This window comes from Streptomyces sp. NPDC048504 (assembly GCF_043200035.1).
Taxonomy (GTDB): domain Bacteria; phylum Actinomycetota; class Actinomycetes; order Streptomycetales; family Streptomycetaceae; genus Streptomyces.
In genome coordinates this window covers 273,818-288,320 of sequence record NZ_JBICXA010000010.1, presented here as the reverse complement: position 1 = coordinate 288,320, position 14,503 = coordinate 273,818, and the positions used below count along the sequence as shown (strand labels likewise).

At 70.4% G+C, this 14,503-nt stretch carries 11 protein-coding genes and 1 pseudogene; 4 read left to right on the top strand and 8 right to left on the bottom strand.

Translation table 11 applies throughout. From position 1 onward, the window contains the following. Nucleotides 1-6: 6 nt before the first annotated feature. Both ACGFY9_RS25865 and ACGFY9_RS25860 read right to left on the bottom strand, forming a co-directional pair. Entirely contained in the window at nt 7-2,493 is a 2,487-nt protein-coding gene (locus ACGFY9_RS25865) for an ABC transporter permease (RefSeq protein WP_393757849.1), read from the bottom strand. Continuing rightward, nucleotides 2,487-3,224 (bottom strand): ABC transporter ATP-binding protein, encoded by a 738-nt coding sequence (locus ACGFY9_RS25860; RefSeq protein WP_393757847.1) that lies wholly within the window; start codon nt 3,222-3,224, stop codon nt 2,487-2,489. Before ACGFY9_RS25860 ends, ACGFY9_RS25865 begins: the two co-directional genes overlap by 7 nt. A gap of 207 nt (nt 3,225-3,431) precedes the next feature. Between ACGFY9_RS25860 and ACGFY9_RS25855 the strand changes: the two genes are divergently transcribed. Continuing rightward, on the top strand, nt 3,432-4,703 hold the full coding sequence (locus tag ACGFY9_RS25855) for a sensor histidine kinase (RefSeq protein ID WP_393757998.1): 1,272 nt from the start codon (nt 3,432-3,434) through the stop codon (nt 4,701-4,703). Further along, on the top strand, nt 4,703-5,335 hold the full coding sequence (locus ACGFY9_RS25850) for a response regulator (RefSeq protein WP_393757996.1): 633 nt from the start codon (nt 4,703-4,705) through the stop codon (nt 5,333-5,335). Before ACGFY9_RS25855 ends, ACGFY9_RS25850 begins: the two co-directional genes overlap by 1 nt. 22 nt (nt 5,336-5,357) lie before the next feature. On the opposite strand, the gene ACGFY9_RS25845 is transcribed toward ACGFY9_RS25850, so the two are convergent. The 5 genes from ACGFY9_RS25845 to ACGFY9_RS25825 all read right to left on the bottom strand — a co-directional run bounded on the left by ACGFY9_RS25845 (nt 5,358) and on the right by ACGFY9_RS25825 (nt 10,928). After that, entirely contained in the window at nt 5,358-6,353 is a 996-nt protein-coding gene (locus ACGFY9_RS25845) for an N-acetylglucosamine kinase (protein WP_393757845.1), read from the bottom strand. After that, a complete protein-coding gene (locus ACGFY9_RS25840; protein ID WP_393757843.1) occupies nt 6,353-7,600 on the bottom strand; it encodes a 6-phospho-beta-glucosidase in 1,248 nt (415 codons plus the stop codon). The genes ACGFY9_RS25845 and ACGFY9_RS25840 overlap by 1 nt, the downstream gene beginning before the upstream one ends. Beyond that, complete coding sequence (locus ACGFY9_RS25835) at nt 7,597-8,499, bottom strand: carbohydrate ABC transporter permease (protein WP_393757841.1); 903 nt, start codon at nt 8,497-8,499, stop codon at nt 7,597-7,599. The genes ACGFY9_RS25840 and ACGFY9_RS25835 overlap by 4 nt, the downstream gene beginning before the upstream one ends. A 111-nt stretch (nt 8,500-8,610) precedes the next feature. Continuing rightward, on the bottom strand, nt 8,611-9,576 hold the full coding sequence (locus ACGFY9_RS25830) for a carbohydrate ABC transporter permease (RefSeq protein ID WP_393757995.1): 966 nt from the start codon (nt 9,574-9,576) through the stop codon (nt 8,611-8,613). 5 nt (nt 9,577-9,581) lie between these two features. Next, complete coding sequence (locus ACGFY9_RS25825) at nt 9,582-10,928, bottom strand: ABC transporter substrate-binding protein (protein WP_393757840.1); 1,347 nt, start codon at nt 10,926-10,928, stop codon at nt 9,582-9,584. A gap of 123 nt (nt 10,929-11,051) precedes the next feature. On the opposite strand from ACGFY9_RS25825, the gene ACGFY9_RS25820 reads away from it, so the two are divergent. Both ACGFY9_RS25820 and ACGFY9_RS25815 read left to right on the top strand, forming a co-directional pair. Beyond that, nucleotides 11,052-11,882 carry a GntR family transcriptional regulator gene (locus tag ACGFY9_RS25820; RefSeq protein WP_393757839.1) on the top strand — a complete coding sequence of 277 codons (831 nt, stop codon included), beginning with the start codon at nt 11,052-11,054 and terminating at the stop codon, nt 11,880-11,882. A gap of 107 nt (nt 11,883-11,989) precedes the next feature. Continuing rightward, nucleotides 11,990-13,063: a glycosyl hydrolase family 18 protein gene (locus tag ACGFY9_RS25815; RefSeq protein WP_393757838.1), complete on the top strand. Its 1,074-nt coding sequence runs from the start codon at nt 11,990-11,992 to the stop codon at nt 13,061-13,063. A 72-nt stretch (nt 13,064-13,135) separates the two neighbouring features. On the opposite strand, the pseudogene ACGFY9_RS25810 reads toward ACGFY9_RS25815, so the two are convergent. Further along, nucleotides 13,136-14,487: pseudogene (locus ACGFY9_RS25810) on the bottom strand (amidohydrolase family protein). Between the last annotated feature and the right edge of the window lie 16 nt (nt 14,488-14,503).

Here is a 14,503-nt window from a genome sequence, read left to right as displayed (position 1 = left end):
GGACGGTCACTCCGGTGTGCCCGCCAGTTCCACCGCCCTGCGGCGCAGGGCGAGGGCGGCCGGGGCGACCGCCGAGATCACGGCGAGTACCGCGCAGATGGCCACGGTCCAACCGAGCGTCGCCCAGGGGATCTCGATCGGCGTCCACACTGCGTGCAGGCCCAACGCGCCCCACATTCCTGCCAGGTTGAGCCCGGCGACCAGCGCTCCCAGCACACCACCGACCACTACGACCATCAGCGCCTCGGCGGCCACCAGCCGCAGCACCTGCCACCTGGTGGCCCCGGCCAGGCGCAGCACGGCCAGGTCGCGGACCCGGTCGGAGGTCGCCATGACCATGGCGTTGGCCAGCGAGATGCCGGTGTACAGCAGGGCGATGCCCAGGACCAGCAGGAGGCCCGCCCGGGTCGTCCGGTCGGTCTCGGGGTACGTCGACCGCACCCACTGCCTGGCGGTGAGCACCGTCGCGCCCGACGCCCGTACCGCGTCGCGCAGTTCGGCGGCTACGGCGGTCGCGTCGGCGCCGTGCGCGAGGCGTACGTCGACGCGGTCGACAGGTGCGTCCGGGGCGTTGCGCGGTGTGACGTAGACGCCGTTGTCGCCGGTGCCGGTCGTCATGACGGCGGCTATCCTCAGGGACTTTCTCCTGCCGTCGCCGAGCCACACGTCCACCCGCTCGCCCACGGTGTGCTTCTCCCACTCCTTGTTGACGATGATCGAGTCGTCGTCGAGATCGCTCAACCTCCCTTCGACGAGCGGCAGTTCGGTGGTGCCGGCGAGCAGACGGGGGTCGGCGGCGCGGGCCTCGGAGCGGATGAGCGCCGCGCCGTCCTCCAGGACGTACACGGCACTCGCCGAGGACGCGGAGACCTCCGCGTCGGGCACAGTGCGCAGCTTCTGCAGCGTCGCGTCGTCGAAGCCCGCGTCGCCCACGGCGGTGATCACGAAATCGGCGGCGGTCCGCGCGCGGACCTCGGTGACCTTCGCCTCGGCGAGGGTGGCCGTGGCGCCCAGCAGCGATCCCGCCAGCGCGACCGTGACCAGCACGGGCGCCGCGACAGCGGCCGTGACCAGCACGGGCGCCGCGACAGCGGCCGTGCGCCGGACGCCGGCGGCGGCGTTCTCCCGCACCAACATCCCCGTGGCGCCCGGCAGCTGGGCCGGCAGCCAGGCGATCAGCCGGATCAGCGGGGGTACCAACACCGGCGCGAGCAGTGCCACCGCGGTGATCAACAGCATCGGACGGCTCACATAGGTCTTGCGGTGCAGCAGGCCGCTCGGATCGTTCACCAGGGCCAGGACCAACGTCACCACGGCGGTCAGCAGGAGGGCCGAGCCGACCAGCCGGCGCCCCCACGTCATCGTCCGGGTGTCCACGGACGCCTCGCGCAGCGCCTCGGTGGGACCGGTGGACCCCGCTCGCCAGGACGCGGCCAGCGCTCCGGCCTGCGCGACGAACAGACCTGTCCAGAAGGCCAGTTGGTAGGGCCAGGTGGAGTCGCCGATGGTGAACCAGCGGGGCGCCAGGCCCTCGTCGACCGTCCACGCGGCGAGCATCGGCGCGCCGTAGGAGCCGAGCACGCAGCCTGTCGCCGAGGCCAGCACACCGATCAGGAGGGCCTCGGAGACGACCAGGCGGCGAATCTGCCCCGGCGTCGCCCCGGCCGTGCGCAACAACCCGAACTCGCGGCGGCGTTGAGCCACCGTGAAGGCGAAGGTCGACGCCACCACGAACACCGACACGAATCCCGTGACACCGCCCGCCGTGCCGAACAGGGCGTTCATCGCGGTGAGTTCCTCACTGTCCCGGTCGGGATCGGCATCGGCGTACCGGCGCGCGTCGCCGGTCAGGACCTGGACGCCGTCGCTGCCACGCACCGCCGTGCGTACGGCCACCGCTCCCGCGTCGACGACGAGTTGGACGCTGTGCGGTGCCAACTGCGCGGCGCGTGTGTCGGTGTAGAAGACGGCGTTCTCGAAGCCCAGCCCGGCCACGGTGCCGACGACCCGCACGGTGCCACCGTCGGTCCGCAGCCGGGTGCCCGGACGGAACCGGTCACCGGTGAGGACGACCTCGTCCGCGGCCTTCGGCGCGCGTCCCGCGTCCAGCCGGTACGGCGCGAAGGCGGCGATGGACCAGGGGTGGCCCACGAGATCGCCGACGCCGCCCCGGGCCCGTACGGCGAAGGAACGGTCCACGACGACGGTCCCGAGGTCCTTCAGCTTCGCGACGACATCGGCGGGCACGGCGCGCGGCCGCAAGAGCTTCCGGGTGCGGAGGCCGATCGCGGTGCGCACCCGCAGGGTGTCCATGCCCTTGACGACGACCGGTGCCGCGGCGAACCGCTCGGGCTTGCGGTCGGGTGCGTGCAGCGAGGACGCCAGGGCCAGCCCCATGACGGCGATCAGCGCCATGCCCAGGGAGAGGGCGACGAAGCTGCCGACGTAGGTGACCCAGCGGGTGCGCAGGGTGCGCAGGGCGGTGCTCAGCACGGCGCGGCCTCCAGCTTGGTCATGTGCGCGGCGATGTCCTCGGCGCCGGCACCGGTCAACTCGCCGTGGACACGGCCGTCGACGAGGAAGACGACACGGTCGGCACAGGAGGCGGCGAGCGGGTCGTGCGTGACCATGACGACCGTCTGCCCCTCGCGGTCCACCATGCCCCGCAGCAGGTCGAGCACCTCGCGACTCGTCCGCGAGTCGAGCGCGCCTGTTGGTTCGTCGCCGAAGAGCACCTCGGGTCGGGTGACCAGGGCCCGGGCCAGGGCGACGCGCTGCTGCTGGCCGCCGGACAGCTCCGTCGGCCGGTGCCGCGCCCGGTCGCCGAGTCCGACCTGTTCCAGCACTTCGCGGACCCGTGCCTTCGGCGGGCGGCGGCCGGCCAGTCGCAGCGGCAGGGCCACGTTCTGCGCGGCGGTGAGCGAGGGCAGCAGGTTGAACGCCTGGAACACGAAGCCGATCCGTTCACGGCGCAGCAGGGTCAGCTCGGTCTCGCTCAGCCCGGTCAACTCGGTCCCGCCGATGGTGACCGAACCCGACGTGGACCGGTCCAGCCCCGCGGCGCACTGCAGCAGGGTGGACTTGCCGGAGCCGGACGGCCCCATCACGGCGGTGAACGTCGCCTTCGGGAAGATGAGCGACACCCGGTCCAGGGCGGTGACGGACGTGGTGCCCGAGCTGAACTGCCGGGTCAACTCCCACAGTTGGACCGCGTCATTGCTCATGTGTTCCCCCACCGGTACCTGCTCCTCGGCTCGTCGGCTCGTCGATGTCTTCAGGACACCGTGGAAGCCCGTCGTGACGCACTACGGCCCGGACGAGACCTGGGGTAGGGCCAGGCCTACCCCCGATACGGACCCTGGACCGATGGCACCCGACCGGTGGAGCCGCTTACGGTCATGCCCATGCACCCTCGGAATGTGTGGCAGGCCATGTCCCGGCCGGGTTTCCTGCTGTCGGCCTGGCCCTGGCGGTCCGCCGCGTATCTCCTCACCGGCGCGATGACGGGCGCCGCCGCCCTGGTGGGGATCGTGACGGCGGCCGCGGTGTGCGGTGCGCTCGCCGTCGTCCTGGTGGGGCTGCCACTGCTCGTGCTGGTCGCTCTCGGCGGGATGCCGGTGGCCGTGGTGGAACGGTCCAGGCTGCGCCTGATCGACCGCGCCCCGGCGTCCGGGCGACACCGGGTGCCGACCGCGCCGGGATTGTGGGCGTGGCTGTCCACCCGGCTGCGCGAACAGGCGACCTGGCGGGAGCTCGGGTACGCGCTGCTGTTCGCGGGGCTGCTGTGGCCGGTCGACGCCTTGGCGGTCACGGTCGCCCTGCTCGTCCCGCTGTCCATGGTCGCCACCCCGTTGCTGCTGGCGACGGTCGGCGACGGCCACGAGGTGAAGGTGCTCAAGCAGTGGACGGTGACCACCTGGCCGACCGCTTTCGGCGTCGCCGTACTGGGCCTGCTCCTGCTGTGCCTGTGCGCCTATGTGCTCGGCGTCACGGCGGGCGCCCGCGCCGCGCTGACCCGGTTGCTGATCGCCTCCCGGGAGGGCGAGTTGGGCGCCAAAGTGGTCGAACTGGCCCGCTCCCGCGTCCGGTTGGTCGATGCCTTCGAGGCGGAGCGACGCCGTATCGAACGCGATCTGCACGACGGCGCCCAACAGCGCCTGGTGGCCCTGACGATGGCCCTCGGGCTGGCCCGTCTCGATACCCCGCCCGGCCCGCTCGCCGACCGGCTCACCACGGCCCATGAGGAGGCGGGCAAGGCGCTCGCGGAACTGCGCGAGCTCATCCACGGCATCCACCCCAGGATCCTCACGGACTACGGCCTTCAAGCCGCGGTCGGCGACGCCGCCGACAGGTGCGCGGTCCATGTCGACGTCGACCTCGAACTGGCGGGCCGGCCGACCCGGGCGGTCGAGTCCGCCGCGTACTTCGTGGTCTGCGAGGCGCTGGCCAACGTCGCGAAACACAGCGGGGCCACCCGTGCGCGGGTGAGCGGCGGTCATCGCGACGGACGGCTGTTTCTCGACGTGCGCGACGACGGACGCGGTGGCGCGGACGCCTCGCAGGGCAGCGGCCTCACCGGTCTCGCGGACCGGGTGTCAGTCCTGGATGGCAGACTTGCCCTGACCAGTCCGCCGGGTGGACCGACACTGCTGCACGTGGAGTTCCCTTGCGAGTTGACCGAGCCGGCCGCCCGCTCCGCGTAGTGCTGGCCGAGGACAGCGTGCTGCTGCGGGAAGGAATCGTCGGCCTGCTCGTTCGCTACGGTCACGAGGTGGCGTCGGCCGTCGGGGACGCGCGGGCACTGATCGCCGCGGTCGAGGAACACGCCCCCGACATCGTGGTGACGGACGTCCGTATGCCGCCCGGTTTCCAGGACGAGGGGCTGCACGCGGCAGTGCGGCTGCGGGAGAAGCGCCCCGCGCTCCCGGTCCTGGTCCTCAGTCAGTACGTGCAACGGACGTACGCCGCCGAGCTGTTGGACTCCGGCGACGGATCGGGCGTCGGCTATCTGCTCAAGGACCGGGTCGGCCAGGTCGAGGAGTTCATGGAGGCGCTGCACGAGGTGGCGGACGGCGGCACGCTGGTCGACCCCGAGGTGGTACGCCAGTTGCTGCGCCGCCAGCGCGATCCGCTGGAGCAACTCACCCCGCGCGAGCGCGAGGTGCTGGCACTGATCGCCGAGGGCAGGTCCAACGGCGCGATCGCCGCGGAGCTGGTGGTTTCCGAGGCCGCGATCGGCAAGCACATCGGCAACATCCTCACCAAGCTGGACCTGCCCCCGACGGCCGGCACCCACCGCAGGGTCCTGGCCGTCCTCACCTATCTGCGGGCTTGAGAGTGCGGGCGGTCGTGCCGGATCACGGACCGCCGTGTCCTCTGAACCCCCCGCGCAACCGCGCCTCCGCCCCAGGATCCGCTCGCGGATGCAGGTCCAGCGCGGCCAAGGCGGCACCGAGCAACGGCGGCTCCGTGCACACCACCGGCCGGACCCCCGGCACCGCCTCCGTGAGCCTGCGTTCGACGTCGTCCAGGAGCGCCTTGTGGCCGGCGGCCAACACGCTTCCGCCCAGGACGACTTCGGGGTCCGGGGTGACGGCGAGTTGGAGGCGGCACAGGACCGTGACCGCCATTCTCGCGATCTCCGCCGCGAGGCGTTCGACCAGCTCAGTCGCGATCTCGTCGCCCTCGTCGCCGGCCGCGAAGACCGCCGGGCAGAGTTCGCTGAGGCGGAGGGCGGCGAGGTCGCCTTTGTGCAGGGCGGCCGTGACGTCGGCGACCGTCGCCAGGCCGAAGTGGTCAATCACCGCCGTGAGGAGGGCAGTTCGCGGTCCGCGTCCGTCCTCCGCCCGCGCCGCGTGCCACAGCGCCGACGTCCCTACGTCGATACCGCCGCCCCAGTCCCCCGAGATCCCGCCCAGCGCGGCGAAGCCGGTGGTGCGGCCGTCGGGGGCCACGCCGACGCAGTTGATGCCGGTGCCGCAGACCACGCCGACGCCCCAGGGGCGGCTGGCGCCGGCGCGCAGGACGGCGTAGGAGTCGTTGTCGACGCGCTGGGTGACCGCCCAGCGGCGGGCGCCGACAGCCTCGCGCAACGCCTTGATCTCGTACGGCAGATCGGCCCCGGCGAGAAAGGCCGTGATGCCGTCCACCTCGACGTCGGCCGCCACGCCCGCCGACGCCATCGCCTCGGCGCGCAAGGCCGCGAGTACGTCCATCGCCGCGTCCACGCCCACCGCCTGCGGGCGGAATCCGCCGCCCCTCGCGCGGCCCAGGATCGTGCCGTCCGTCCTCAACACGGCAACGTCCGTCTTCGAGTTGCCGCCGTCGACGGCGAGCAGCAGGCCCGCCTTCATCAGGCCCACCAGAGGTGTTCGCGGTTGGCGGCGACGAGCTTCGCCGCCAACTCCTCGGCCGTCTTGACCTGTCCGACGAGGGGATGCGCCAGCAACGCCGTCGCGACCCGGTCGACCCCGCCGTGCAGGGCTGCTTCCAGGGCGAGTTCCTCGTAGGCCGTCACATGCGCGATCAGTCCGGCGAACAGCGGCTCTACGGCCGTGACGGGCAACGGAGTTGCACCCTGCGCGTCGATGCGCGACGGGACCTCGATGACGGCGTCGTCGGGGAGGAAGGGCAGCGTGCCGTTGTTGCGGACGTTGGCGACGTGGACGTCACCGGTGTCGGCGGTGAGGGCGTGCACCAGCTGGACGGCGGCCTCGGAGTAGTAGGCGCCGCCGCGCTTGTCCAGCAGGGCGGGCTTCTCCGTCAGGCCCGGGTCGGCGTACATCTTCAGCAAGTCGCCCTCCATCTCGGCCACTTGCTGGGCGCGGGAGGGTTGGCTCAGCTGCTCGCGCAGGACCTCGTCGTGGGCGTAGTAGTAGCGCAGGTAGTAGGAGGGGACGACGCCCAGCCTGCGGACGACGTCCAGCGGCATGCGCAGCCGGTCGGCGAGGGCCTGCCCGTGTTCGTCGAAGATGCGCGGGAGGACGTCGACGCCGTCGAGCCGCACCGCCCGTTCCCAGGTGAGGTGGTTGAGGCCGACGTGGTCCAGGGCGACGCGTTCGTGGTCGACGCCGAGCCAGTCGGCGAAGGTGCGCTGGAAGCCGATGGCGACGTTGCAGAGGCCGACTGCCTTGTGGCCGGCGTCCAGTAGGGCGCGGGTGACGATGCCGACCGGGTTGGTGAAGTCGACGATCCAGGCGTTCGGGGCGCGCTTGGCGACCCGTTCGGCGAGGTCGAGGACGACGGGGACGGTGCGCAGCGCCTTGGCCAACCCGCCCGCGCCGGTGGTCTCTTGGCCGATGCAGCCGCACTCGTGCGGGAAGGTCTCGTCGACGTGCCGGGCGGCCTGGCCGCCGATGCGGAGCTGGAAGAGGACGGCGTCGGTGCCGTCGATGCCGACGTCCGGGTCGGCGGTGGTGGTGACTTTGGCGGAGCTGCCCTGGCGGGCCAGGATGCGGCGCGCGAACGGGGCGATGACGTCGAGCCGGTCCGGGTCGGGGTCGACCAGGGCGATCTCGGTGACGGGAAGCCCCAACCGGGCGAATCCGTCGATGAGTTCGGGGGTGTACGTGGATCCGCCACCGACAACGGTGATCTTCAACCTTTGACTCCTGTCAGTGTGACGCCCTCGATGAAGGCCTTTTGCGCGAAGAAGAAGACGATGATCACCGGCGCCATCGCGATGAGGGTCGCCGCCATGGTGAGGTTCCACTGCACCGCATGGGAGGTCTTGAACGTGGCCAGGCCCAGGGCCAACGTCCAGTGGGCGGGCGTCTCGCCGGTGTAGATGAGCGGGCCGTAGTAGTCGTTCCAGGCGTTGAAGAAGGAGAAGAGGCCGACGGCGACGAGCGCGGGGCGCATCATCGGCAGCACCACCCGGGTGAGGACCCGGAGTTCGCCGCAGCCGTCGATGCGGGCCGCGTTGAGGTAGTCCTCGGGGACGGTGAGCAGGAACTGGCGGAGCAGGAACACCGAGAAGGCGTCCCCGAAGAGGGACGGGAGCACCAACGGCCAGATGGTGCCGGTGAGATGGAGCCGGGCCCACATCAAGTACATGGGGATGACGAGGACTTGGGGCGGCAGCATCATCATCGTGATGACACAGAGGAATGCCGTGTTGCGGCCCTTGAAGCGGAATCGGGCCAGCGCGTACGCGATGGGGACGCTGGAGAGCAGGGTGGTGGCGGTGGCGGCGACGGCGTAGATCACCGTGTTGGTGAGCCAGGTGCCGATCGGCGCGGTGCTGAAGACCGTGCGGTAGTTGGACCACTGCCAGTGGTGGGGCCAGAGGCTGGTGGTGAGGGACTGGCCGTCGGTCATGACCGAGGTCAGGAAGATGAACACGATCGGGCCGATGAAGGCGCAGGCCAGGCCGACGGCGATGGCGTGTTCGGCGATCCAGATCAGGGTCCTGCGGCGGCCGGCCCGGCCGCGCGCGGCACGGTGGGGCGAGGCGGCGCGGGTCTGCCGGGCGGGTGCCGGGGCGTAGGTCGTCGTCATCGTGGTGACTCCTCGGTGGCCAAGTCCCGCGCGGCGGTGGCGACTTGCCGATGGGCGGAGCGGTACGTCATCGCGGCGGCTCCTCGGTCCGGAGGATCTCGGCGTCGTACGTCATCGCGGGGACTCCTCTATGTCGAAGCCGGAGGCGCGGCGGAGCAGGACGACGGTGAAGGCCATCGCCACCACGAAGAGCACCACGGCCAGCGCGCAGGCGTAGCCCGCGTGGAACTGGTTGAAGCCGGCGATGTAGAGCTGCTGGGGGAAGGTGAGGGTGGAGCCGTCCGGATAGCCGGGCGCGGCCTGGATGTTGCCGTTGGCGACCTGGGAGGCGACCATCGCCTGGGTGAAGTACTGGAGTCCGGCGATGACCCCGGTGACGGTCGCGAACAGCACGACCGGGGAGATCGTCGGCAGGGTGACGTAGCGGAAGCGGTGCCAGGGGCCGGCGCCGTCCAGTTCGGCGGCCTCGTAGAGTTCGGCGGGGACTTCCAGCAGGGCCGCCAGGAAGATGACCATCATCATGCCGCTGCCCCACAGGGCGAGCAGGGTCAGGGCCGGTTTGGACCAGTCCGGCGAGTTGAACCAGAGCGGGCCGTGGATGCCGAGCAGGCCCAGGATCCGGTTCACCGGGCCGGAATTGGGGTTGAACATGCAGACGAAGGCGACGGTCGCGGCGACCGGCGGGGCCAGCGCGGGCAGATAGAACAGGGTGCGGAACAGGCTCGCACCGGCCTTGAGCCGGGCGGTGACCATGGCCACGCCGAGGGCGAAGAGCACCTGCGCCGGGACCATGATCACCACCAGCCAGGCGGTGTTGCGGACGGCGTGCCAGATCAGCGGGTCGCCGTCCAGCAGGTAGCGGTAGTTGCGCAGCCCCACGAACTGGGCCTGGGAGATCATGTTCGAGTTGGTGAAGGACAGCCAGACCGTCATCACCAGCGGGTAGATCAGGAAGACCGCGAAGCCGACCAGGCCGGGGGCCAGGAAGAGCAGGACGCGCAGCCGGTTGCGGCGCATCCGCGCTTTCAACGGAGCCGTGACGAGCGGGAGTTGGGTGATCTGGTGGGCGGTGGCCATGACGGTCACTGACCCAGCTTGAGCGCGGCGTTGTTCTGCTTGTCGACAGCGGTCAGGCTGGCCTTCAGGTCGGGTACGCCGCCGCTCTGCCACTTCTCCACGAAGTGACCGAAGTTGGTGAGATAGGCGCCGCCGTCGCCGCTCGCCGGAGTGGTGGTGGTGAGCGGATTCTTGTAGACCTCAAGGAACGGCGCGAAGTTGGGATCCTTGGAGAGGCCGAGCGAGGGCGAGTCCAGTGCGGCCGTGGTGGTGGGGACGTTGCCGATCGCGTCGGCCAGCGAGGTGAGCGCGTCAGTGTCGGTGGTGAGGAATTTGATCAACTTCCAGGCCGCGCCCGGGTGTTTGGCGCCGCGCGGCATGCCGATGACGTTCCCGCCGACGTAACCGGCGCCGTACAGCTCGGACTTGCCGTCGGCGGCGGGCACCGCGGCGGTGCCGTACTCGATGTCGGCCTTGTCGTTCTTGATGAAGGCGTTGCGCCACTCGCCGTCGACCATCATGGCCAACTTGCCGGTCTCGAAGGCGTTCTGGGCGGAGAACTCGTCGCCCATGCCCGCCTTGAAGGTGACGAGCTTCTTCGCGCCGAACCAGTCGACGAGGCTCTTCTGCCAGGTCAGTGCCTGGGCGAAGGCGGGGTCGGCGCCGACGTTGGACTGGCCGTCGGCGGTGAGCCACTTGCCGCCCCAGCTGGGGACGAGGTGCTCGGTGAGCATCTCGTAGGCGCCGAGGTAGGGCATGAAGCCGGCGGTCTTGATCGAACCGTCCGCGTTGAAGGTGGTCAACTTCTTGGCGTCCGCGGCCAGTTCGGACATCGTCCTGGGTGGGGACGTTATCCCGGCCTTCGCGAACAGCTTCTTGTTGTAGTACAGGCCGAAGGTGTCGGCGAGCCACGGCATCGTGCAGCGCTTGCCGTCGAAGGCGGTGTACGACTGGACGGCCTTCGGGATCTGGTTCAGGTCCACGTGGTCCGCCTCGATGTCCGGGGTGAGGTCCTGGAAGGCACCGCTGGAACACCAGCCGCCGACGTTCGCGGCGTTGAACGAGGAGGCCACGTCGGGGGCGGTGCCGCCGCGGATGGCCTGGTTGACCTTGTCGTCGGTCTGGGCGGCGATGGCCTTGACGGTGATGTACGGGTATTTCTTGTGGAACTTGGCCAGCACCGCGTCGACCGAGGCGATCTCGTGCGGGGAGCTGAGACCGTGCCAGAAGGTGATGGTGACCGGGGTGGTGTCGTCGGCGCCGGTGTCCGCCTTCGACGTGGTGCCGCCGGTGGTGCATGCTGCGGCCAGCAGCGCCGTTACCGCGAGCAGCGACGCGGCGACGGTACGGCGGGCGGTACGGGACTCGGACATGGAACCTCCGGCAACTTTGCTTACCACTTATTGACCAGTGGGCACATGTTGGGGCACCATTTGGGCACTGTCAAGCAAGCTTTCCCGAAGAAAAATGACCACCGGTATGGAAAGTTGGTAGGAATGGTCAGCGGTGAGAGCCGTTGGGAGAAGCGGGAACGCATCCGCGCCCACCTCCTCGACCTGGTCGAGGAGACCGGCCCCGGACGTCCCCTCCCGGGCGAGCGGCAGTTGTGCGAGGAACTCGGGGTCTCCCGCCCCACCCTGCGCGCGGTGGTCGACGACTTCGTCCGTGACGGTCTGCTGGTGCGGGAGCACGGGCGCGGTGTCTTCGTGGCCCGCGCCAAGGTCGCCCAGCACCTCAGCGGTTCCGCCCCCGGGCAGGCACCGGGCCTGGGCGTCGGCGGCGTGGACGGCACGTGGGTGAGCCGCACCCTGGACTTCAAGACCGTCGCCGCGGGACCGCGGATCGGCCGCCGGCTGGGCATCGCGCCCAGCGAGCAGATCCTGCGGATCACCCGGCTGCGGACGGTCGACGGCGACCCGATGTGCGTGGAGACCCTGCACGTGCCGCACGCGCTGGTCCCCGGACTGACCGCCCGCGACCTGGAGACCGACTCCTTCTACCGCATGCTCGGCCGGCGCTACGAGATCCTGCTGACCGACGCCACGCAGAGCATCGAACCGACCGTGGTCGACGAGTGGGAGGCCGAACTCCTCGGCGTCTCCGTGCACACGCCCGCCCTGCTCTTCGAACGCGCGGCGCGGGACGCTGCGGGCCGGGTCGTCGAGTTCACCCGCTCCGTCTACCGGGGCGACCGCTACCGCATCTTCACCAGGCTGTCGTTGGCGGCCCGGCCCGACGGCGGACGCGTCGTCGACGGCTCCTGGTCGGCGGCCACCACCGTCCCCGGCGCCGACACCCTGGTCTTCGACCCCTACTGGACCAACTAGCCACCCTCACCCACCAGTTCACCGCGCCGGCCCGCCGGCCGACGCGGCGATCCCGCACGCCCTCCCCACCCGAAAGACACGCCCCTCCTCACCAGAAAGGACCGCTCATGTTCCGTCACGCACTCACCGTGACCGGAGTCGTGGCCTCCACGGTCACCTCGCTGCTCGCCTGTACGGCCTCGGTCCCAGCCGGCGCCGCCTCCTCCGCCACTTCGGGCGTCCAGCTCCAGACCTGGCTCTACCCCGGGTCGACCGGCGACTCCACCTGCACCGCCAAGAGCGAGTACGCCGACAACAGGGTGAAGAACGGCGCCCTCAACCCCGAGTACTGGTCGGTCCAGAGCAACGGCTCGGCGAAACTGGAGACCACTGCCGACGGCAGCTGCAACACCTACAGCGCGGCCAACGTCGCCGACCTCAAGGCGCACTCGGCGTACCAGTACCCGACGCTCTCCGGCATGACCACCGCCGACGTCCATGCCCTGGTCAGCACCAACAGCGCCCGTACGGCGGCCGTCACCAAGGTCACCTCCCTCGTCAGCGACGCCGGGCTCAGCGGCGTCGACGTCGACCTGGAGGACTACTGGTCCTGGAGCACCGCCGACTTCACCAACTACAAGACGTTCCTGAAGCAGTTGGCCACCGCCCTGCACGCCAAGGGCAAGCGCCTCCAGGTCGACGCACCCGCGATGACCGAGGACGCCTCGTTCTACGACTACGCGGCCGTGGCCGCCACCGGCGCCGACGACGTGGTGATCATGGCGTACGACGAGGAGTTCGACACCGCGTCCGGCGCCCGCTGCCTGCCCATCAGCCCGTACGACTGGCTGAAGAAGGTCACCCAGTACGCGCAGAGCAAGATCCCCGACCCCAACCGCCTGATCATCGGCGTGCCCTCCTACGGCTACAGCGCGCCCGACCCGTGCGACCTCAACTCCGTGACGGGCAACATCCAGTTCAGCGACATGAAGAAGAGCCCCGGCTTCTCCAGCGACCCGGCGACCACAGAGAGCCGTCGCGACGCCTCCTCCGGCGAGATCCGCTGGGTCTCCGGCGGCGTCCTCTACGACTACGTCGACAGCGTCGCCATGGACCGCAAGCTCGCCGTCCTCAAGGGCCTCGGCGTCACCAAGGTCTCGGTGTGGTCGCTGGGCGGCGGGAACCCCTGGTTCTCCAACTGACCCATCTGGTACGGCTACCGCACTGATGCGGCGGGCACCCTCCGATTCGGGTGCCCGCAGCATCAACTCCCCTTACCTTGCTGGCGTGTTGAGCAAGTGGTCGCGAGAGGCGGCAACCTCGGCACGCAGCTCGGAAAGATTCACGTCGAGCACCTGACCATCCCACTTCCGCGGCTGCCCGTTGACGAACACGGCGGTGATGTTGCGCGCGTCGGAGCCCAACACCAGTGTCCCGACCGGGTCGTTGAGCGGCATGTTGTTGAGGTCCTCGGCCTGTACGACCAACAGGTCCGCCTTCTTGCCGACGGTGAGGGAGCCTGTGACCTCGCCGAGGCCGTTGGTCCGGGCGCCCTGGAGCGTGGCGAAGTCGAGGACGTCGTGCGCGGTGATGCGAGAGGGCTCGCCCCCGGTGCCGTAGGCCGCGTTGACCGCGCGCATCCGCTGGATCGCGAGCAGGACCCGCATCTGGGTGAACAGGTCGCTGGCGAGGGCGACTTCGACGTCGATGCTCAGGCCGGGGCGGATGCCGACAGCAAGGGCCTCGTCCACCGCGGGGATCGCCGTCTCCAGACCGATCTGCGCGTCCGAGGTGGGCGCGAGGGCCACCGTCGTACCGGACTCCCCCATCGCCTTCCACGCCTCGACGGTCAGTCCCGTGGAGTGGATCAGGGTGACGTCGGGGCCGAGGATGCGCCGAAGACCGCGTCGACGCTTACACCGATGCCCAAGTCGGCTGCCGTACGGGCGAGTTCGGGGCCGTAGGCGAGGGCGGGTCCCGCGATCTCGTCGGTGGCCAGGGTCGCCAGGCGCAGCGTGAGGAGCTGGTCGTCGCTGCTGAAGTACTGGCCCTTGAGGCGGTTCAGGTCGGCCGGCCACTGACGGTCCCAGCCCCCGAAGTGCGGGCCCATGGAGGCGTGGACGCCGCGGATGCCGGTGTCGCGGAGTGCCTCGATCGCCGCGTCGGAGTGCTCGCGGGTACGGGAGTTGTGCGAGAAGTCGAGCATGGTGGTGATGCCGCTGTCGAGCGCGGTGAGCGCCGCGAGTCTGGTGCCGACGTACATGTCCTCGGGCCGGTACACGGTGGCGTAACCGGCGAGCGTGGCCATCACATAGCCGCCGAGGTCGTCGACGTCGGGCATGATCCGGCGCAACTGGGCTTCCCAGGCATGCCGGTGGGTGTCGACGAGCCCGGGCGCGAGGATCGTGCCGGAGGCGTCGACGACCACCGCGCCCTCCGCCGCCAGGTTCGGCCCGATCGCGGCGACCGAGTCACCCTCGACGAGCAAGTCGCCCTGCGCCGTGCCCAGTTCGTGGTCCATGGTGACGATGGTCGCGCCGGTGAACAGGATGCGCCGCCTCGGGTCGGTGGACTGACGGCGCAACTGGTCGAGAAGGCCTGCGCTGGTGGTGTCGTTGGCGTTCATGAGAGTCCCTTTCGGA